The 20,061-nt window shown below is 71.8% G+C and carries 17 protein-coding genes; 9 read left to right on the top strand and 8 right to left on the bottom strand.

What is annotated here, in order from left to right:
* Nucleotides 1-208 precede the first annotated feature (208 nt).
* Genes OHA64_RS14120 through OHA64_RS14110 form a run of 3 tightly spaced genes read left to right on the top strand, consistent with a single transcriptional unit; the run spans nucleotide 209 to nucleotide 3,452 of the window.
* Nucleotides 209-1,615 (top strand): glycosyltransferase family 4 protein, encoded by a 1,407-nt coding sequence (locus OHA64_RS14120; protein WP_405612790.1) that lies wholly within the window; start codon nucleotides 209-211, stop codon nucleotides 1,613-1,615.
* The gene (locus OHA64_RS14115) at nucleotides 1,609-2,385 is read left to right on the top strand and encodes a class I SAM-dependent methyltransferase (RefSeq protein WP_405612787.1); all 777 of its coding nucleotides are present in this window, start codon (nucleotides 1,609-1,611) and stop codon (nucleotides 2,383-2,385) included. The genes OHA64_RS14120 and OHA64_RS14115 overlap by 7 nt, the downstream gene beginning before the upstream one ends.
* Nucleotides 2,382-3,452, top strand: coding sequence for a prenyltransferase/squalene oxidase repeat-containing protein (locus OHA64_RS14110; protein WP_405612784.1), 1,071 nt, complete (start codon nucleotides 2,382-2,384; stop codon nucleotides 3,450-3,452). The genes OHA64_RS14115 and OHA64_RS14110 overlap by 4 nt, the downstream gene beginning before the upstream one ends.
* 90 nt (nucleotides 3,453-3,542) lie before the next feature.
* Here the strand turns inward: OHA64_RS14110 and OHA64_RS14105 are convergent, their stop codons facing one another.
* Nucleotides 3,543-3,836, bottom strand: coding sequence for a hypothetical protein (locus OHA64_RS14105; RefSeq protein ID WP_405612781.1), 294 nt, complete (start codon nucleotides 3,834-3,836; stop codon nucleotides 3,543-3,545).
* Between the two features lie 296 nt (nucleotides 3,837-4,132).
* On the opposite strand from OHA64_RS14105, the gene OHA64_RS14100 reads away from it, so the two are divergent.
* The 3 genes from OHA64_RS14100 to OHA64_RS14090 are packed head-to-tail and all read left to right on the top strand — an operon-like array spanning nucleotide 4,133 to nucleotide 7,717.
* The gene (locus OHA64_RS14100; RefSeq protein WP_405612778.1) at nucleotides 4,133-5,377 is read left to right on the top strand and encodes a hypothetical protein; all 1,245 of its coding nucleotides are present in this window, start codon (nucleotides 4,133-4,135) and stop codon (nucleotides 5,375-5,377) included.
* Entirely contained in the window at nucleotides 5,374-6,954 is a 1,581-nt protein-coding gene (locus OHA64_RS14095; RefSeq protein ID WP_405612775.1) for a substrate-binding domain-containing protein, read from the top strand. Before OHA64_RS14100 ends, OHA64_RS14095 begins: the two co-directional genes overlap by 4 nt.
* Complete coding sequence (locus OHA64_RS14090) at nucleotides 6,941-7,717, top strand: hypothetical protein (protein WP_405612773.1); 777 nt, start codon at nucleotides 6,941-6,943, stop codon at nucleotides 7,715-7,717. Before OHA64_RS14095 ends, OHA64_RS14090 begins: the two co-directional genes overlap by 14 nt.
* 24 nt (nucleotides 7,718-7,741) lie before the next feature.
* Here the strand turns inward: OHA64_RS14090 and OHA64_RS14085 are convergent, their stop codons facing one another.
* The 5 genes from OHA64_RS14085 to OHA64_RS14065 form a co-directional block, all read right to left on the bottom strand.
* Nucleotides 7,742-8,752 carry an LLM class F420-dependent oxidoreductase gene (locus tag OHA64_RS14085; protein WP_405612770.1) on the bottom strand — a complete coding sequence of 337 codons (1,011 nt, stop codon included), beginning with the start codon at nucleotides 8,750-8,752 and terminating at the stop codon, nucleotides 7,742-7,744.
* A 114-nt stretch (nucleotides 8,753-8,866) separates the two neighbouring features.
* Nucleotides 8,867-9,685: a DUF5336 domain-containing protein gene (locus OHA64_RS14080; RefSeq protein WP_405612768.1), complete on the bottom strand. Its 819-nt coding sequence runs from the start codon at nucleotides 9,683-9,685 to the stop codon at nucleotides 8,867-8,869.
* A 158-nt stretch (nucleotides 9,686-9,843) separates the two neighbouring features.
* On the bottom strand, nucleotides 9,844-10,803 hold the full coding sequence (locus tag OHA64_RS14075) for an N-acetylmuramoyl-L-alanine amidase (RefSeq protein WP_405612765.1): 960 nt from the start codon (nucleotides 10,801-10,803) through the stop codon (nucleotides 9,844-9,846).
* A 95-nt stretch (nucleotides 10,804-10,898) separates the two neighbouring features.
* Nucleotides 10,899-11,552 carry a class I SAM-dependent methyltransferase gene (locus OHA64_RS14070; protein WP_405612762.1) on the bottom strand — a complete coding sequence of 218 codons (654 nt, stop codon included), beginning with the start codon at nucleotides 11,550-11,552 and terminating at the stop codon, nucleotides 10,899-10,901.
* A gap of 140 nt (nucleotides 11,553-11,692) precedes the next feature.
* Entirely contained in the window at nucleotides 11,693-13,432 is a 1,740-nt protein-coding gene (locus OHA64_RS14065; RefSeq protein ID WP_405612759.1) for an MFS transporter, read from the bottom strand.
* A 261-nt stretch (nucleotides 13,433-13,693) separates the two neighbouring features.
* On the opposite strand from OHA64_RS14065, the gene OHA64_RS14060 reads away from it, so the two are divergent.
* Nucleotides 13,694-15,121: an MFS transporter gene (locus tag OHA64_RS14060; RefSeq protein WP_405612756.1), complete on the top strand. Its 1,428-nt coding sequence runs from the start codon at nucleotides 13,694-13,696 to the stop codon at nucleotides 15,119-15,121.
* Nucleotides 15,122-15,353: 232 nt separating this feature from the next.
* Here OHA64_RS14060 and OHA64_RS14055 read toward each other — a convergent pair whose 3' ends face one another.
* Entirely contained in the window at nucleotides 15,354-15,986 is a 633-nt protein-coding gene (locus OHA64_RS14055; protein WP_405623971.1) for a response regulator, read from the bottom strand.
* 84 nt (nucleotides 15,987-16,070) lie between these two features.
* Entirely contained in the window at nucleotides 16,071-17,522 is a 1,452-nt protein-coding gene (locus OHA64_RS14050; protein WP_405612753.1) for a sensor histidine kinase, read from the bottom strand.
* Nucleotides 17,523-18,031: 509 nt separating this feature from the next.
* On the opposite strand from OHA64_RS14050, the gene OHA64_RS14045 reads away from it, so the two are divergent.
* Together OHA64_RS14045 and OHA64_RS14040 are read left to right on the top strand one after the other, a co-directional pair.
* The gene (locus OHA64_RS14045; RefSeq protein ID WP_405612751.1) at nucleotides 18,032-18,913 is read left to right on the top strand and encodes a MaoC/PaaZ C-terminal domain-containing protein; all 882 of its coding nucleotides are present in this window, start codon (nucleotides 18,032-18,034) and stop codon (nucleotides 18,911-18,913) included.
* A gap of 64 nt (nucleotides 18,914-18,977) precedes the next feature.
* Nucleotides 18,978-20,054, top strand: coding sequence for a Zn-dependent alcohol dehydrogenase (locus tag OHA64_RS14040; RefSeq protein WP_405612748.1), 1,077 nt, complete (start codon nucleotides 18,978-18,980; stop codon nucleotides 20,052-20,054).
* Nucleotides 20,055-20,061: the final 7 nt, after the last annotated feature.

Below are 20,061 nucleotides of genomic sequence, written 5' to 3'. Positions count from 1 at the left end.
GTCCCGTTCCGTGACGTTCGGTGAGGCTCGGTGATCACACAGCATGACAGGGTGGGCCGGTCGTGGCGTGAATCACCTGATCCACTGCTCCCCGCACCCCTACCAGCCGGTAGATTCAGAGCCGACTTAACGATCAAGTCTGAAACTTGTTCTAGATTAGCGTCCCGTCGTAGTCTCGCGGGACAGTGCAGGCAGAAGGGGGCTCGGAGTGACCGCTGAGGCCAGTCAGGCGGGGTCCCGGCAGGACCTCGCCGCCGACGGCGGGCGACCGCTCAAGATCGCACTCCTCACGTACAAGGGAAACCCGTTCTGCGGCGGCCAGGGCGTCTACGTACGACACCTCTCGCGTGAACTCGCCCGGCTGGGCCACCGCGTGGAGGTCATCGGCTCCCAGCCCTACCCCGTCCTCGACGAGGGTCACGACGACCGCCTCTCCCTCACCGAACTGCCGAGCCTCGACCTCTACCGCCAGCCGGACCCGTTCCGCACCCCCGGGCGAGGCGAGTACCGCGACTGGATAGACGCTCTGGAAGTGGCGACGATGTGGACCGGCGGGTTTCCGGAACCGCTGACGTTCTCCCTCCGCGTCCGCCGCCAACTGCGCGCCCGGCGGGGCGAGTTCGACGTCGTGCACGACAACCAGACGCTCGGATACGGGCTGTTGGGCGACATCGGCGCCCCGCTCGTCACCACCATCCACCACCCCATCACCGTCGACCGGCAGTTGGAGCTGGACGCCGCCGACGGCTTCAGGCGCCGCTGCTCGGTGCGCCGCTGGTACGCCTTCACCCGGATGCAGAAGCGCGTCGCCCGCCGGCTGCCCTCGGTGCTCACCGTCTCCGGCACGTCCCGTCAGGAGATAGTCGAGCACCTGGGGGTACGCCAGGACAGCATCCAGGTCGTCCACATCGGCGCCGACACCGACCTGTTCTCGCCCGACCCCTCGGTGCCCGTCGTGCCGGGCCGGATCGTCACGACATCCAGCGCGGACGTACCCCTCAAGGGCCTGGTCTTCCTCGTCGAGGCACTCGCCAAGGTCCGCACCGAGCGCCCCGACGCCCACCTCGTCGTCGTCGGCAAGCGGCCCACGGCGGGACCGGTCGCCCAGGCGGTCGAGCGCTACGGCCTCGATGGCGCCGTGGACTTCGTGAAGGGCATCTCGGACGCCGAACTCGTCGACCTGGTGCGCTCCGCGCAGGTCGCGTGCGTACCGTCGCTGTACGAGGGCTTCTCGCTGCCGGCCGCGGAGGCCATGGCGACGGGCACCCCGCTGCTGGCCACCACCGGCGGCGCGATCCCCGAGGTCGCCGGGACCGACGGGGAGACCTGCCTTGCGGTACCCCCGGGCGACGCGGGAGCGCTGGCCGCGGGCCTGAGCCGGCTCCTGGGCGACCCGGAACTGCGCGCCCGGCTAGGCCGCGCGGGGCGCGAGCGCGTGCTGGAGCGGTTCACCTGGGCGAAGGCCGCGGAGGGCACGGTGGCCCGGTACCGCGCGGCCATGGCCGCCGCCGCGGGAGAGGGCGTCGGCCCCTCCGAGCCCGCGCTTCCCGGCCGCATGGCGGTCGCAGAGGTTGTTGACGTTGTATCCGATCGCGAAAGCAGGGCCACGTGCTGACCGTCGACTTCTCCCGGTTCCCGCTCGCCCCGGGCGACCGTGTCCTGGACCTCGGATGTGGTGCCGGCCGGCACGCGTTCGAGTGCTACCGGCGCGGCGCCCAGGTCGTGGCGCTGGACCAGAACGGCGAGGAGATACGCGAGGTCGCGAAGTGGTTCGCGGCGATGAAGGAGGCGGGGGAGGCCCCTGAGGGTGCCACCGCGACCGCGATGGAGGGCGACGCCCTCGCACTGCCCTTCCCGGACGAGTCCTTCGACGTCGTCATCATCTCCGAGGTGATGGAGCACATCCCGGACGACAAGGGCGTACTCGCCGAGATGGTAAGGGTGTTGAGGCCCGGCGGCCGGATAGCGATCACCGTCCCGCGCTACGGCCCCGAGAAGGTCTGCTGGACGCTGTCGGACGCCTACCACGAGGTCGAGGGCGGCCACATCCGCATCTACAAGGCGGACCAACTCCTCGCGAGGATCAGGGAGGCCGGCCTCAAGCCGTACGGCACCCACCACGCGCACGCCCTGCACTCCCCGTACTGGTGGCTGAAGTGCGCGTTCGGCGTCGACAACGACAAGGCGCTGCCGGTGCGGGCGTACCACAAGCTGCTGGTCTGGGACATCATGAAGAAGCCGCTCGCGACCCGAGTCGCCGAACAGGCCCTGAACCCGCTGATCGGCAAGAGCTTCGTGGCGTACGCGACGAAGCCCCACCTGCCCCGGCTGTCGGACACCGACGACGCCGGGACCGAGACCGAAGCCGAGGCGGCCGCCCAGTGACCACCCCCCGGACAGAACACCTCGTCCTGCCCGGGGTCCTCACCGCAGAGCAGGCCGCCGCGACCGTCGCCGGGCTGCTCGCCGTACAGCGGGAGGACGGGGCGATCCCGTGGTTCCGCGGGCACCACCTCGACCCGTGGGACCACACCGAGGCGGCCATGGCGCTGGACGCGGCCGGTGAGCACGAGGCCGCCGAGCGGGCGTACACCTGGCTGGCACGGCACCAGAACGAGGACGGCTCCTGGTACGCGGCCTACATGGACGGGGACTTCGACGACGTCACCGACCGGGGCCGGGAGACCAACTTCGTCGCCTATGTGGCCGTCGGGGCCTGGCACCACTACCTGTCCACCGGCGACGACATGTTCCTCGACCGCGTGTGGCCGACCGTCTACGCGGCGATCGAGTTCGTGCTGCGGCTCCAGCAGCCGGGCGGGCAGATCGGCTGGAAGCGCGAGGACGACGGCACCGCCGTCACGGACGCGCTGCTGACCGGCTCCTCCTCCATCCACCACGCACTGCGCTGTGCGCTCGCGATCGCCGAACAGCGTGAAGAGCCGCAGCCGGACTGGGAGTTGGCCCTCGGGGCACTCCGGCACGCGATCCGCCGGCACCCGGAGCGGTTCCTCGACAAGGACCGCTACTCGATGGACTGGTACTACCCGGTGCTGGGCGGCGCGTTGACGGACGCCGAGGCCAAGTCCCGTGTGGAGGAGGGCTGGGACCGTTTCGTGGTCCCGGACCTCGGGGTGCGCTGCGTCGACCCCAACCCGTGGGTGACGGGCGGTGAGTCGGCCGAACTCGCCCTCGCCCTGTGGGCGTTGGGCGAGTCCGACCGGGCGCTGGAGATCCTTCAGTCGATCCAGCACCTGCGTGACCCCGAGTCGGGCCTGTACTGGACGGGCTACGTCTTCGAGGACAAGGCCCTCTGGCCGAAGGAGCTGACCACCTGGACGGCCGGCTCCCTGCTCCTCGCCGTCGCCGCGCTCGGCGGAGACGAGGCGACCTGCACGGTGTTCGGCGGCAACCACCTACCGAGAGGCCTCGACCCGGACTGCTGCGCCTGAGCCCCTGGCACGACCGGGGCGGGCTCAGTGCCGGTGCATCGGGTACGACCCGGGTCTCGGTGCCGGTGGATCCGGCACGACCAGGGGCGGTCAGTGTCGGTGCATCCGGTTGGCGATGGCGTGGCCCACGAACAGGTAGACGACGGCGGCCAGACCGTAGCCGGCCACGACTCGTGCCCAGGCCTCGTCGAAGGTGAACAGGTCACGCGACCAGCCCGCGAGCCAGGCTGCCGCGTCGTGGACGAACTGCACCAGGTCGTTGGCCCGGTTCGCGTCCAACAGGTACATGAGGATCCACAGTCCGAGGATGACGGCCATGATGTCCGCGACCACCGCGATGACCGTCCCCGCAGAGTTGGAGCCGCTGCGATTTCTAGAGGACATGACCTCCGGATGGCCCCGAATCCCTGTTTGAAACCTGGAGCGTTCGCGGCGGGGCCGGAGACGACCGCGGCGGCGACCGGCCATTCTCCATCCGTTCCGTCGCGATACTTCCTGACGGCGCCCGGTGTTCGAGATGATGGCTCATGCTCCTGCCCCCAGGAGAGGCAGGAGAGCCGGTGTCCGACACAGACAGACCGCAGATCCCGTCCGCCCCTGGGACCCCTGGGACCCCTGGCCCACTGGCGGAGCCCCGACTGGTCACCCGGCACCGTGAGCGACGGCGATTACCGCGCCACGTGGCCCTCGCACTCCCGCTGGCCCTCGCCGGGCTGATCTCGCTCCTCCTCTCCGGCAACGCGCTGCGCCCCTTCGAGACCATCGCCACGATCGAGGCCCGCATGGCCTCCAAGTCGGACTACTTCAGGGACCCCGAGGTGCGGCGGCTGTTGCTGGAGCACGGCATACGGGTCGACATCCACCGGCTCGGCTCCCGGGGCATCGCCACCCAGTCCCTGGCGGACATGGACGCCGTCTTCCCGTCCGGCCAGCTCGCGGCCAAGCTGATCCTCGACCGGCAGGACCGCTCCGTGCGGTCGGTACGGCCCTTCGTCACACCGCTGGTCCTCGGCACCTTCCGGGACTACGCCGAGACGCTGGTACGAGCGGGCGTGGCCACCCCGCAGCCGGTCCAGGGCGGCGGCCGAACGCTCTACTACGACCTCGACATGGGCGAGTTCATGAAACTGCTCGACGGCCGGGAAGGCCCCGACGGCGAGCGGGGCACCGCCGGCCAAAACCGGGACGGCACCGCCGACCAGGACCGGGACGGCACACTGGAACGGGTCGACACCTGGAACGGCATCGGTTTCGACGAGGGCGGAGCGCACAGCAACAGCGGACGCGTCCTGGTCCGCACCTCCAACGTCTGCGAGTCCAACGCGGCCGGCACCTACCTGAGCACGCTCGCCTTCGTGGAGAACCGGAACAGCACCCCGGGCGCGGGCGAGCCCGACAAGAAGAAGGCCGCCCAGAAGGCCCTGGCCGTCGCCGCCCACATCAAACCTCTCATCGACGTCCAGGGCATGTGGGCCGACGAGCAGGCCGACAGCTATCTCTCCGCTCTCGGCGAGAGCATCGCGCCGATCTCCCTGATCTACGAGCACCAGTACCTGGCCCACCAGATCGACTACCAGCGCGACCACCACCGCCAGGACACCAACCGCGTCCTGCTCTATCCCACCCCCTACGCCCTCACCGAGCCGCAGCTCATCTCGCTCAGCGGCGAGGGCGACAAGCTGGTCAGTCTGATCGCGACCGACCCCGAACTGCGCCGACGCGCCATCGAGTTGGGCTTCCGCGTCCGCTTCAACGGCGAGGACGGCACCAGCGAGCAGCTCAACGCCTACCTCGCGGGCCACGGCATACAGGTCCCGACGCCGAACCGCGACCAGACCAAGGTGTACGAACCCGAGCTGGACGTCCTGGAGAAGATCATCACCTACGTGGGTGACTGCCCGCCGCCCGTCCGGGACACCCCGTGAGCCACCGGCGGCGCCGCGCCCGCGCCCTCACCGCCTGCCTCGCCCTGACCCTGCTCGCCCCGCTCGTCTCCTCCTGCACACAGGGCCAGGACGACATCACCCTGCGGGTCCTGGCCAGCCCCGAACTCGCCGACCTGGGACCGCTGTTGGGCCAGCTCGAGGACGACACCGGCGTCCGGCTGGCCATGGACTACAAGGCGACGGCCGACCTCTCGGACGCCCGGAGCGACGGCTACGACCTGGCCTGGCCCGTGTCCGACCGTTCCTTCCTGCTGGGACTGCGGGACTCGGGCGGCCAGGCGGCCCGGCCCGAGTCGACCGCGATCATGCGCTCACCCGTGGTCGTCGGCCTCACCCCCGGGACCGCGCGCACCCTACGGTCCCGGACCCCCGGCGGACACCTCTCCTGGGCGGACCTCGCGGACGCCGCCGCCGACGGCACCGTACGGTTCGGGATGGCCGACCCGCGCACCAGCGACACCGGCCGGGCGGCCCTGGTCGGTGTCGCCACCGCGGCCGTCGGCACCGGCAGCGCGCTACGCGAACAGGACGTGTCCTGCGACCGGTTGCGTGGCTTCCGCTCCGGCCAGACCCTCACCGGCGCCAGTTCCCGCGACCTGGTCGACACCTACGTACGCCATCAGGACCGGGCCGACGCGCTGATCGCCCACGAGTCCGAACTGCTGTCCCTGAACGCCACGAAGAAACTGCCGGAGCCCCTGGAGATCGTGTACCCCGAGGACGGCATGGTGCTGTCCGACTTCCCGCTGCTGCTGCTCGACACCCGGGAGCGGTCCGCGTACGGGAAGGTGGTGGACTGGCTGCTCGGGGCCGACGCGCAGCAACAGCTCACTCAGCGCACCTGGCGGCGCCCGGTGAACCAGGACGTGCGGCCCGCGCCGCAGCTCCGTGCGGCGATCGGCAACGCGCTGTCCCTCCCCGACCGGCTGTCCGTCGTGGAGCGCCTGGTCGCCGACTACGGGGACCCCGCCCGGCACACCACCGATCAGGTGGTGTTCGTGCTGGACTTCTCCGGCTCGATGCGCGGGCCGCGGATCGCCGCGCTGCGGGCCGCGTTCGCCGGGCTCAGCGGCGCCGACCCGACCTCCACCGGCAAGTTCGCCCGCTTCTACCGGGGGGAGCGGCTCACCGTCGTGCGGTTCGGCGGGCGGGTGCTGGAGGAGCGCACGGTGACCGTCCGCGGCGACAAGGACCTCCGTACGCTCGACGCCACCGTGGCCGACGGCGGCTTCGGCGACTCCACCGCCCTCTGGTCCGCCCTCGACCACGGCTACCGCATCGCCGCCGACGCCCTGCGCGACGAGCCCCGACGACCCGTCTCCATCGTGCTGATGACGGACGGCGAGAACAACGCGGGCATCGGCTACGAGGAGTTCCTGCGCCGGTACGGCGGGCTCGGCGCGCGGGCACGCGAAGTACCCACCTTCCCCGTCCACTTCGGCGAGGCCGACCCGGCCGCACTGCGGAAGGTCGCCGACGCGACCGGCGGCCGCGTGGTCGACGCCGACAGGTCCTCGCTCTCCGACGCGTTCAAGGAGATCCGTGGGTGTCATTGACAGTCAGTGGTGGAGCCTGTGGTGGCCGTGGATGGCGGTTTGGTTCGGGACGGTGGCGTGCCTGGGCGTGCTGCTCCAGTACGCCGTGACGCGCTGGGGACTTCCGCACAGGGGGCGCCGGGGGGACCGGCCGGTGATCTCCGGCATGTGCATCTACGTCAACGAGACCTGGGTCAAGGACATCGCCGACATGCACGGCATCCCCCACACCGACGAGATGGCCGTCGCCGCCAAGGTCGCCACCGTCCGTGGGCTCGGGGTGTTCGCCCGCTTCGGCGCCTCCGGCGGAAAGGCACAGCACGACGAGACCAAGGAACGCGTGGTCGAGTACCTGGAGCAGAACACTCCGATGAAGGCGCTGAGCCTGATCATGGAGAGACTGCGGGCCCGGGACTGGGTGGTGGAGGCCGACCTGGCCGCCGGGCGGCTCGACCCCAACGGGGCCCTCGCCAGGAGGCTGCGGGCCGCGCCGGACCGGGCAGGGGCGCCGCTGACCGCCGTACGGTCGGACTTCGTCCTGGTCACCGGCCTGTTCACGGCCGACCGCGCGGACGGCGGCGGCACCGTGCTGCGGGCCCGCTACGGCCCCGGCGCAACGGCCGCGCGGGTGCGGATCACCTGCCGGGAGAACTGGGTCCGCGAGGAGTTCCGGGTCGAGGACTACGCGGAGGGCGAGTTCCCGGCCACCTGCCTCGGCCGGGTCCGCGTCTGGAACGGCGCGACCGGGGAACTGACCCTGGACCCGGTGTCAGTCTTCCACTGAGTCCGCCGAACTCCCCGCCCGCGCCTACCCGTTCAGCTCCGCCAGCACCCGCAACGTGGTCCGGTCCGGTGCCACGGCCAGCAGGTCCGTCACCGGGCCCCTGCGCCACGACTGGAGCCGCTCCGCGATGCGTTCACGCGGTCCGACCAGGGAGATCTCGTCGGCGAACGCGTCCGGCACGGCCAGCACCGCCTCGTCCCGACGGCCCGACAGGAACAACTCCTGAATCCGCCGGGCCTCCTCCTCGTACCCCATGCGGCCCATGAGGTCGGCGTGGAAGTTGCGGGCCGCGTGGCCCATCCCGCCGATGTAGAAGCCGAGCATCGCCTTGACGGGCAGCAGCCCTTCGGCGACGTCCTCGCAGACCCGCACCTGGGCCATCGGGGCGACCTGGAAGCCTTCCGGCAGGTCGCGCACGGCGTCCCCGTACGCCTCGGGCCGGTTCGGCGACCAGTACAACGGCAGCCAGCCGTCGGCGATCCGGATCGTCTGGGCCACGTTCCGCGGTCCCTCGGCGCCCAGCAGGACGGGCAGACGGGGGCGCAGCGGGTGGGTGATGGACTTCAGAGGCTTGCCGAGTCCCGTGGCGTCGGGGCCGCGGTAGGGGAGGGGGTGGAAACGTCCGTCCAGTTCCACCGGCGCCTCACGCCGCAGCACCTGCCGTACGACGTCGACGTACTCCCGGGTGGCGGTCAGCGGCGACTTCGGGAACGGTCGCCCGTACCAGCCCTCGACCACCTGCGGGCCGGACAGACCGAGCCCGAGCGTCATCCGGCCGCCGGAGAGGTGGTCCAGGGTGAGGGCGTGCATCGCCGTGGTGGTCGGCGAGCGGGCCGCCATCTGGGCGACCGCGGTACCGAGCCTGATCCGTGAGGTGCGCGCGGCGATCCAGGTGAGCGGGGTGAACGCGTCCGAGCCCCAGGACTCGGCGGTCCACACCGAGTCGTAACCGAGCCGCTCCGCCTCCCGGGCCAGCTCCACATGGTCCGTGGCGGGACCACGACCCCAGTAACCGAGTGCCAGCCCGAGCCGCATACGCCCTCCAGGAGTCTGACGATGTGTCAGTTACTGGTCAGGGCAGCGACTGTACGACAACGGCCCCCCGCCCGGAAGGGCGAGAGGCCGTGGTCGTACGCGAAGCCGGCGACGTCAGCCGCGCTGGATCCCCGTGGTGTCCTGCAGCACGCCGCGACGGCCGTCCTGCGTCTGCGCGACCAGCGCCGGACCGCGCTGCTCCACGGCCAGGTACCAGGTACCGGGGGCGAGTTCGGCGATCGGCGTCGGCGAACCGTCCTCCGCGAACAGCGGACGCGGCACCGGCACGGCGAACCAGAACGGCGAGAAGTCCGCGGCGGGGGCCGGGGGCTGCGCCTGCGCCTGCTGCGGCTGGGCGGCGTACGGCTGACCCGGCTGCGGCTGGCCGCCGTACGGGGCCTGCTGGGCACCGGGGTAGCCGTAACCGCCGGGGGGCTGGGTGCCGTAGGGCTGCGGGGCGGCGGGCTTGGGGGCGGGGATGAGGGCGCCCTTGAGGGCGGGGACCAGGGGGGTGGCGACGGCCGCCGCCGCCATCAGCAGGGTCGCGATGAGGGCGAGGATCAGGCCGATGCCGGCGCTGACACCATTGTCCGAAGCGGAGCCGACGTTGTCCGTGCCACCGAGCGGGTCGAAGATGTTCCCGAGCGCGGTCCAGGCGGCGAAGACCGTGAAGGCGACGCCGAACTGACCGAGGTCGAGGCCGACCACCTTGGGGACCTGCGGCAGGCCGTGGGAGACGACGACAAGGGCGGCACCGATGACGCCCGCGAGGACGACACCCATCAGGACCGGTCCGCTCTCCCAGGAGTTGGGGAGCTCGGCGCTGTCGGGGGCCCCGTCGATCGCGTAGATGTCGAGGAACGACGCGATGAACAGCAAAACCGCTGCTCCGATCACCACGCCGTCGCCTCTAGTGAGGGAGCGGATATTCACTTCAGGTCCTTCGTAGGTCGTCTCGTCGTCGGTAGAGGCGTCGCTGTCACCATGTCGCCTTCAGGCCCTGGTGTGAAGCGCAGGGGGTGGCCCCTCATCGTAGGGACGACACTATCGTCCGCCCGATCGGGGGTCCGCCCGGATCAGCGCGCTGATCACTACCCGCGCAGGAAACTCACCATTCCCTCAGAGATCCCTTGCGCCGCTTTCTGCCGCCAGGCACCACTGGTCAGCAATGCCGCGTCCTTGCTATCGCGCATGTTGCCGCACTCGATGAACACCTTGGGAACCGTTGACAGATTGAGACCGCCCAGGTCGGTGCGAGTGACCAGTCCGGTGCCGCCGCCGATGTAGTTGGAGGGCGCGCTGCCCGTGACCCGTACGAAGGTGCCCGCGACGCGCTCGCCGAGCTCCCGCGAGGGGGCGACGATCGCACGGGTGTCGGCGGAGCCCGCGTGCACGCTGCCCGGCAGGATGACGTGGAAGCCGCGGTTGCCGACCGCCGAGCCGTCCGCGTGGATCGACACCACGGCGTCCGCGTGCGCCTCGTTGCCGATCAGGGCCCGCTCGTCCACGCACGGGCCGTAGGGCCGGTCGCCGTCCTGGGTCAGCTTCACCGTGGCGCCCTGCCGTTGGAGGATCGCGCGCATCCGGTCGGCGACGTCCAGCGTGAACCGGGCTTCCTCGTAACCGGAGTTGGTGGCCGTCCCCGTGGTGTCGCACTCCTTCGAGTTCGTCCCGATGTCCACCTTGCGGTTGATCGCGGCCGTGTTCTTGAAGTTGCCCGGATTGTGCCCCGGGTCGATGACGATCACCTTGCCCTTGAGCGGGCCGGACGCGGCGGGCGCGGACGTCGTGGTGCGCGGTGTCGGGCTGGGCTGCTCGCCGTTGCCGTCCCCGGCCTTCCTCGGCTCGGAGACCGTCGGGGAGACGGGCGCGTTCGACGACGCGGGCGTCCGGACCGTCGCCTTCGAGTCCCCGCCCGTGCCGCCGACCGTCTCGTACACCAGCCAGCCGAGCAGCGCTCCCGGCACCAGCGCGGCGACCGCCACAGTCAGGGGGCGACGCCGGGAACGGCGGGGCTGGGGAGGATCGAAGTCCGGGCCTACGTACGACACGACTGCCACCTTACGGGCCGACCACGAGCTCCGGAGACACACCTACGGCGACGGTGCACCGGGGGTCCGAAGGCGTCGGTCGCGCCGCGGGCGGATCAGGGGCGGCCCGTCCCCGTTCGCCGCAGCACCCGAAGTGAGTCGGTCGCCGAGACCTCCGTGAAGACGCCGGACTTCAGCGCCCGGAGGTAGACGCGGTAGGGGGCCTGGCCGGTGAACTCGTCGACCGGGTCCGGGAACACGTCGTGGATGACGAGCAGTCCGCCCTCGGCGACATGCGGCGCCCAGCCCTCGTAGTCGGCGCCCGCGTGCTCGTCGGTGTGGCCGCCGTCGACGAAGACCAGGCCGAGCGAAGTGCCCCACACCTTCGCCACCTGGGGCGAGCGGCCGACGAGGGCGACCACGTGCTCCTCAAGTCCCGCCCGGTGCAGGGTGCGGCGGAAGGTGGGCAGGGTGTCCATCAGGCCGAGCTCGGGGTCCACCGTCTCCGGGTCGTGGTACTCCCAGCCCGGCTGCTGCTCCTCGCTGCCGCGGTGGTGGTCGACGGTGAGCGCCACGACCCCGGCCCCGCGCGCCGCGTCGGCCAGCAGGATCGCGGACCGCCCGCAGTACGTGCCGACCTCCAGCAGCGGCAGCCCGAGCCGCCCGGCCTCGACGGCCGCCGCGTACAGGGCGAGCCCCTCGTGCACCGGCATGAAGCCCTTCGCGGCCTCGAAGGCGGCCAGGATCTCGGGCTTGGGGACCGCGGGCATGGGGGTCCTTTCGGTCGGTCGTCAGGGTGAACGGGACTGTGCGCGTGTGGGTGCGTGGGCTGCCCATGCTGCCGCACCCCCTGCCGCGCATGCGACAGGGGGTGCGGAGGCCGTGGGCGTGGGCCCGTGGATGCCGGACGTCAGGCGGGGACCGTCTCGCCCGGGAGTGACAGGTCCAGGTCGACCTGTCGGTGGTCGCCCGCGTGGGTGGCGGACGAGGCGAGCGGGCCGTGACCGGCGGCGCGGGCGGCCAGCACGTAGGCGCCCTGGGCCGGGACGGTGAGGGCGTAGCTGCCGTCCTCGGCGGAGAGGGTCGCGCCGGCCTGCCTGCCGCGGAGGTCGATCAGGGTGACCTTGGCGCGGGGGACCGGGGTTCCGGTGGCGTCCAGGATCCGCCCGCGGAAGCCGCGCAGCGCCTCCTCGGCGTGTTCCAGGTTGGCGTCCTCCTCGCTGCTGGCCCGCAGTTGCGGCTTGGTGGCCGGGCGGGTGCGGGGCAGGAAGAGGGCGAGGACCAGGCCGAGGGCGACCGCCGCGGTCGCGATCAGGAAGGAGACCCGGAAGCCGTGCATGGTCGGGATCGCCACGCCGTTCACGTCGTTCGCGGTGTTGGCGAGGACCATCCCGACCACGGCGCTGGACACCGACGTACCGATGGACCGCATCAGGGTGTTGAGGCCGTTGGCCGCACCCGTCTCCGAGGCCGGGACCGCGCCGACGATCAGCGCGGGCAGCGAGGAGTAGGCGAGGCCGATGCCCGCACCCAGGATCACCGCGATGACGAGGCTCTGCCAGGGGGCGCTCATCAGGCCGAGGCCGGCGCCGTAGCCGATGGCGATGATCAGCATGCCGAGGATGAGGGTGAACTTGGGGCCGTACTTCGCCGACAGCCGGGCGTAGACGGGAGCCGTCAGCATCATGGTCAGGCCGAGCGGCGCCACCAGGAGGCCCGCGGTGACCATCGACTGGCCGAGGCCGTAGCCGGTTGCCTTCGGCAGCTGGAGCAGCTGGGGGAGCACCAGCGAGACGACGTAGAACGAGACGCCGACCATGATCGAGGCCAGGTTGGTGAAGAGCACGGCGGGGCGGGCCGTGGTGCGCAGGTCCACGAGGGGGGCCTTGAGGCGCAGCTCCATCACGCCCCACAGGACGAGCACGACCGCCGCGGCGCCGAACAGGCCGAGCGTGGTGCCGGAGGTCCAGCCCCAGTCGCTGCCCTTGGTGATCGGCAGCAGGAAGAGCACGAGACCGGCGGACAGGCCGATCGCGCCCAGGACGTCGAAGGTGCCCTCGGCGCGGGCCGGGGACTCGGGGACGACGAGGAGGGTGAGGACGATGGCGAGGACGCCGATGCCGGCGGCGCCGTAGAAGAGGGCGTGCCAGTCGGCGTGCTGGGCGACCAGGGCCGCGGCGGGCAGCGCGAGGCCGCCGCCGACGCCGATCGAAGAGCTCATCAGGGCCATCGCCGAGCCGAGCTTCTCGCGGGGCAGCATGTCGCGCATCAGACCGATGCCGAGGGGTATCGCGCCCATCGCGAAGCCCTGGAGGGCGCGGCCGGCGATCATCGTGAGCAGATCGCTGGTGAGGGCGCTGAGCAGGGCGCCGGCCACCATCACCGCGAGGCTGAAGATCAGCATGCGGCGCTTGCCGTACAGGTCGCCCAGGCGGCCCATGATCGGCGTGGCGACGGCGCCCGACAGCAGGGTGGAGGTCAGGACCCAGGTGGCGTTGCTGGGGGCGGTGTCCAGCAGCTGCGGCAGGTCCTTGATGACCGGGACGAGCAGGGTCTGCATCACCGCGACCACGATGCCCGCGAACGCGAGCACCGGGACGACGGCCCCGCTCACCCCGCGTGCGGGCTGGTCGGTCGACGAGTGCGTCATTGAGTGAGGCCTCCAGGCCTGGGGAGAGGTTGTGCCGGCTGAACCGTGCGGTATACGTGCAGCCTGAACCCCGTGCGCCCGGGCAACTATTCCGATGCTTTGGCGTACTAACGAATTCTTGACCTACTCATGAAGAACTGACTCTGCGTCAGCCTCGGCTGCGGACGATGCCCGCGTGCCGGCTCTCCCGAGCTTGCGTTCGCCCGGCGGTCGTCAGGGGCGCCGAAATACTGATGCAAGGGGCGTAAGACGGTTGAGAGCATGCCATCCATGCTCGAAGCCGAGGACATCGCCCCCGCCCGTCGCCGCGCCGCGCCTCCCGCCTGGCTGGTGGTGGCGCTCGCGTGTGTCGGACAGTTCCTGGTCGTGCTCGACGTGTCCGTCGTCAATGTGGCGCTGCCGTCCATGCGCGCCGACCTGGGACTGAGCGAGCAGGGCCTGCAATGGGTCGTCAACGCGTACGCGATCGCCTTCGCCGGGTTCATGCTGCTGGGCGGGCGGGCCGGTGACCTCTACGGCCGCAAGCGGATGTTCCTGGTCGGCCTCGGCCTGTTCACGCTGGCCTCGCTCGGCGGCGGACTCGCCCAGGACGGCTGGCAGCTGCTGCTGGCACGGGCCGTGCAGGGACTGGGCGCGGCGGTCCTCGCGCCCGCCACCTTGACGATCGTCACCTCCGCCGTCCCGGAGGGCCCCGCCCGGGCCCGGGCGATCGCCACCTGGACGGCCGTCGGCGCGGGCGGTGGCGCCGCCGGCGGGCTTGTCGGCGGGGCGCTGGTGGAGGTCCTGTCCTGGCGCTGGGTGCTGCTGATCAACGTGCCCATCGGGGCGGTGGTGCTGCTCGGGTCGGTGATCCGGCTGCCCGAGAGCCGCGCGGGCGACGGACGACGCCTCGACCTGCCGGGCGCGGTGCTGGCGACCGGGGGGCTCGCGACGCTGGCGTACGGCATCTCGCAGACCGAGGCCGCCGGGTGGACGGCGGCGGCCACCCTCGTGCCGTTGTCGGCCGGTCTCGCGCTGATCGCCCTCTTCCTCGTCGTCGAGTCCCGTACGACGGCCCCGCTGATGCCGCTCGGACTGCTCAGGGTGCGGGCGGTGTGGTCGGCGAACGCGGCGATGTTCCTCTGCGGCTTCGCGATGTTCTGCATGTGGTTCTTCCTGACCCTCTACGCCCAGAACGTGCTCGGCTACTCCCCGCTGGACGCCGGACTCGCGCTGGTGCCGAGCTCGCTGGCGGTGGTCCTCGGCTCGAAGCTCGCACCGCGGTTCATGCGGACACTCGGCCCGCGTACCGTCGCGGTGCTGGGGACGACGGTGGCGGTGGCCGGGTTCGGCTGGCAGTCGACGCTGCGGGTGGACGGCGCGTACCTCACCGCGATCATGGTCCCCGGGATCCTGATGATGCTCGGCGCGGGCCTCGCGACGACCCCGCTCGCCGCGCTGGCCACATCCGGGGCGGCACCGGGGGAGGCCGGTCTGGTGTCCGGGCTCGTCAACACCTCCCGCACGATGGGCGGTTCCCTGGGTCTCGCGGTCATGTCGACGATCGCGGCGGCCCGAACCGCGGGCGTCGCCACCCCGGAGGCCCTGACGGAGGGCTACGCGCTGGTGTTCCGGGTGGGGACGGGGGTGCTGCTGGGCGGGGTGGCGCTGATGCTCGTGTCCCTGCCCCGGAGAACGTCCGCGGGCTGAGGCGGTGGGGCGGGGGCGGGGCGGAGTGGGCCGCGGGGCGCCGGGGGGGTCCGCCCGGTCAGGCGCCGGGGAGGGGGCTTTGGTGGTCCGCCCGGTCAGCCGCCGAGGAGGGGCCTTGGTGGTCCACCCGGTCAGGCGTTGGGGGCTTGGTGGTCCGCGCCCGGTTGCGCGCCGGCTTCCGCGCCGCACGAATCGGCGGACCGGCCGAAGGCGGCTGCGGGGTGCGCCCGCTCTACAGCCACCCCTGGCGGCGGGCCTCCCGCATCGCCTCCATGCGGTTGCGGGTGCCCGTCTTCCCGATGGCGGAGGAGAGGTAGTTGCGGACCGTGGACTCCGAGAGGTGGAGGCGGGCGGCGATGTCGGCGACGGTCGCGCCGTCCGCCGATGCCTTGAGGGCGTCGCGCTCGCGGCTGGTGAGCGGGTTGGGTCCGGCACTGAGAGCTGCCGCGGCGAGCGCCGGATCGATCACGGTCTCGCCGTTCAGCACGCGGCGGATGGACACGGCCAGCTCCTCCACGGGACCGTCCTTGACGAGGAACCCGGCGGCGCCCGCCTCCATGGCCCGCCGCAGATAGCCGGGCCGGCCGAACGTGGTCAGGATCAGCACCCGGCAGTCGGGCGCCTGCTCGCGCAGTTCGGCGGCGGCGTCCAGGCCGCTCTTTCCGGGGAGTTCGATGTCGAGGAGCGCGATGTCCGGGCCGTGGGTCAGGGCCGCGTCCACGATCGCGTCCCCGGCCGCCACCTGGGCGACGACCTCGATGTCCTCCTCCATCCCGAGCAACAGGGCGAGAGCCCCGCGCATCATCCCCTGGTCCTCGGCCAGCAGAACCCTGATCGACTTGGCGGGCCGGCGCTCACGGGGCATCTCGTTCACGGCCCCAGCGTAGAGCGGGGTGGGCGCACCGGACCGGAGCGGTGCGGCGGCGTTCGCAGCGGCACGTCCGCGTCCTCAGCGGGCCGACGGATCCGTACCCGCCAACTCCGGCGTCCCCGCCAACTCCGGCGTCCCGAGTGGCTCCACCGTCTCCACCGTCTCCACCGACTCCGTCGGCTCCACCGGCAGCTCCGCCGCCACCGCGAACCCGCCCCGTGTCCCCGGCCCGGCGGTCAGTGACCCACCGGCCGCGCCCAGGCGTTCCGTCAGCCCCTTGAGCCCGGTGCCGCCGAGGCCTTCCCGGAACCCCGCCCCCACCCACACATCCCCCGAAGCCGAAGCCGAAGCCGAAGCCGAAGCCGAAGCCGAAGCCGAAGCAGAAGCCGAGGCCGAAGCCGAGGCCGAAGCCGCCGAGGACTCCGTACTGGTGCCGTCGTCCGTCACAGTCAGCCGTACGCGCTCCGCCGCACTCGCCACCGTGATCTCGCACCGTTCCGCCCGGCTGTGGCGGACGACGTTCGTGACCGCCTCACGCACCACCCACCCCAGCAGGACCTCCGTCTGCGGCGGCAGCGGGGGGCCCGACTGGCTCAGCACCAGTTCGACGCCCGCTGCGGACAGGGCCGAGCGGGCCCGGTCCAGCTCGGTGATCAGGCTGCCGTTGCGGTAGCCGGTCACCGCCTCGCGGATCTCGGTCAGGGCCTGGCGGCCGACGGACTCGATGTCGGTGATCTGGTCCAACGCCGCCGTGAGGTCACGGTCGGCCAGCCGCCGGGCCGCCTCCGCCTTCACCACGATCACCGACATCGTGTGACCGAGCAGATCGTGCAGGTCCCGGGAGAACCGCAGCCGCTCCTGCTCCACCGCCCGCCGCGCCAGCTCCTCTCGGGCCGCCCGCAGTTCCCGTACCGCCTCGGACAGGGACAGGATCGCCGCCGTCACCATCGTCGAGATCCAGGTGGCGTACGCGATGTCGAGTTGGCCCCAGCCGTCCCGGGCGACGGAGGCGACGCCGGACAGCAGCGCCACCCCGGCACCGGCCCACCGCAGGTGCGGCAGCCGCACCACCGCGCCCATCGCGAGTCCGAACAGCGGGAAGAACAGCAGCCAGTTGCCGCCGTACCCGAGGGCCAACCCGCAGGTCACGAGGCCCAGCAGTACCAGCGCCACCCGCGTCGAGGTCGCCTCCCGCGTCACCCGCACGAACGCGCGGAACACCACGTAGATGTAGAGCGAGTTGAAGGCGAGCAGACCCAGCGCGCCGATCCACGGGTTCGGGGCGTCGCCCTGGAAGAGGTTGGAGAACGCGCCCATCCCCAGCAGCAGCCACGGCAGCAGGCTGAAGCCGCTCGGCGGCGGGCCCGGGTTCTCCGCGGCCTTCCCGGCCTTCTGTGCGGCGCGCCACTCCGCCATGAGGCGGTCCCTGTTCTCCTTGTCCTCCCGGTAGAACCGCCAGTTCTCCCGCGCGTGCTGGTGTGCCAGTTGCCACGCGTCCAGGCGACACGAGACCTTGCGCAACCACGACATGTCCCGCCCCCGATCAGAGCTTCCCGGCATCGCACCGGTACGACAGCACAGCGTATGACCGGTACCACAGCACAGCGTATGAACCGAGGGCCCGGCAACCAGGCGGCGCGCACCGCGTGCCCGCGTCGGGCTCATCGAGGCCGGGCGGCTGCGGGACGGTGGTGGACTTCCGGGTCTCGACCGCCCCCGTGAAGGGTCCGGTGGGCTCTGTCGCTGTCATGACGTCGACGCTACGGACCAGCCGTGCCGCACGGCAGAGGCGCTTGTACGGACTCCGGCGGGACAAATGTCACGGCATGCCCGGCCCGACTGCCCGCGACACCCCGAGCTGACGCCTCGTCAGGAGTCTTCACAAGTGCGGAGCGCTCAGCTATACAGGGGGCGCCGGACTGGAACGCGTTCTAGATCGGCCGATGACGCCTCGGTGCGGCCGACGGTGCGGACGGCCGTACCGAGGTCTCTCCCGACAGCGACCGCCGTGATCCCGAGACCCCGTGATCAGGAGCCTCATGCCCATCGACGCCGCCAAGGCCCTGGCCGCCGAGCCCCGCTCCGGCGAGCTCTCCTGGACCGCCAAGGACGTCCAGCTCTACCACCTCGGCATCGGCGCCGGCGCCAACCCCGACAAGGACAGCCCCGCCACCGACGCCGACGAACTGCGCTACACCCTGGAGTCCCGGCTGCACGTCCTGCCGAGCTTCGCCACCGTCGCCGGCGCGGGCTCGCCCGGGGTGATCAGCGGACTGTCCATGCCCGGCGTCGAGGTCGACCTGGCGCGTGTCCTGCACGGCGGCCAGAGTCTGACCCTGCACCGTCCGCTCCCGGCCGAGGGCCGGGCGACGGCCACCTCCCGCATCGCCGCCGTGTACGACAAGGGCAAGGCCGCCGTCCTGGTGATGCGCACCGAGGTCGCCGACGCCGACGGCCCGCTGTGGACCAACGACGCCCAGATCTTCGTACGGGGAGAGGGCGGCTGGGGCGGCGACCGCGGCCCCTCCGCCCGCCTCGAAGCCCCCGTCGGAGAACCCGACCGGACCGTCGAACGGCCGGTCCGTGAGGACCAGGCCCTCCTCTACCGCCTCTCCGGCGACTGGAACCCGCTGCACGCCGATCCCGAGTTCGCCAAGCTCGCCGGCTTCGAGCGGCCCATCCTGCACGGGCTGTGCACCTACGGCATCACGCTCAAGGCGGTCGTCGACACCCTGCTCGGCGGGGACGTGGCGCGGGTGCGCGCGTACGGCACCCGGTTCGCCGGGGTCGTGTATCCGGGGGAGACCCTGCGCATCCGGATGTGGCGGCAGGACTCCCCGGCGGCGGTCCGGGTGGCCGTGACCGTCGCCGAGCGGGGCGACGCGCCCGCCCTCGCCGACACCGTCGTCGAACACTCCTAGCTCCTAGAACGCCCTTTCTCTGCCCAACGCCCTTTCTCTGTCCACTGCTGAGGGGAGCCGCATCATGCGCGCAGCCGTACTGCACGAGACCGGCCAGGACAAACTGGAGGTCCTCGACGACGTCGAGGCGGTGGGCTTCGGCCCGGGCAAGGTGCGGATCCGGGTACGGGCCACCGGACTGTGCCACTCGGACCTGTCCGCGATGAACGGCGTCCTGCCGCAGCCCGCGCCCTTCGTCCCCGGCCACGAGGGAGCGGGCGAGATCCTCGAAGTCGGCGAGGGCGTCAGCCACTTGAAGCCCGGTGACCGGGTGGTCGTGTGCTGGTTGCCCGCCTGCGGCGCCTGCCCCGCCTGCAAGCGCGGCCAGAGCGAGCTCTGTCTCGCCGGGTTCATGAACGCGGGCACCCCCAACTTCAAGCGCCCCGGCGGGGACGTCTTCGGCTTCGCCGGCACCGGCACCTTCACCGAGGAGGTGGTCGTCGAGGCCGGCTGCGCGGTGCCGTTCCCCGACGACGTGCCCTTCGACATCGCCGCCCTCATCGGCTGCGGCGTCACCACGGGACTCGGCGCCGCACTCAACACCGCGGACGTGGAGGCCGGTTCGTCGGTCGCCGTGATCGGCTGCGGCGGGGTCGGCATCTCCGCCATCCAGGGGGCCCGACTCAAGGGCGCCGCCGAGATCGTCGCCGTCGACCCGGTCGTCTCCCGCCGCGAGGCCGCCCTCAAGTTCGGTGCCACGCGGGCCGTTTCACCGGACGAACTGCCCGACGCCAAGCAGCAGGTCACCGGAGGTGAGGGCTTCGACTACGTCTTCGAGGTCGTCGGCAAGGCGGCCACCGCCCGCACGGCGTACGACAACACCCGGCGCGGCGGCACGCTCGTCGTCGTCGGAGCGGGCGCCATGGACGACTTCCTCCAGCTCAACATGTTCGAGCTGTTCTTCGACGAGAAGCGGATCCTGCCGTCCCTGTACGGCGGCGGGGACGTCCTGCGCTCCTACGAGCGGACCATCGCCCTGTGGCGGGCCGGCCGGATCGACCTGGACGGCCTGATCACCCACCGGGTGCCACTGGCCGAGATCAACGAGGCGCTCGACCAGATGCGCACGGGGACCTCGCTCCGTACCTGCGTCGAGATCTGAGGGCGCG

It is taken from the genome of Streptomyces sp. NBC_00076, assembly GCF_045041235.1.
Lineage (GTDB): Bacteria > Actinomycetota > Actinomycetes > Streptomycetales > Streptomycetaceae > Streptomyces.
The sequence above is the reverse complement of the archived record's forward strand: the minus strand, read 5'-3'. Positions and strand labels throughout refer to the sequence as shown.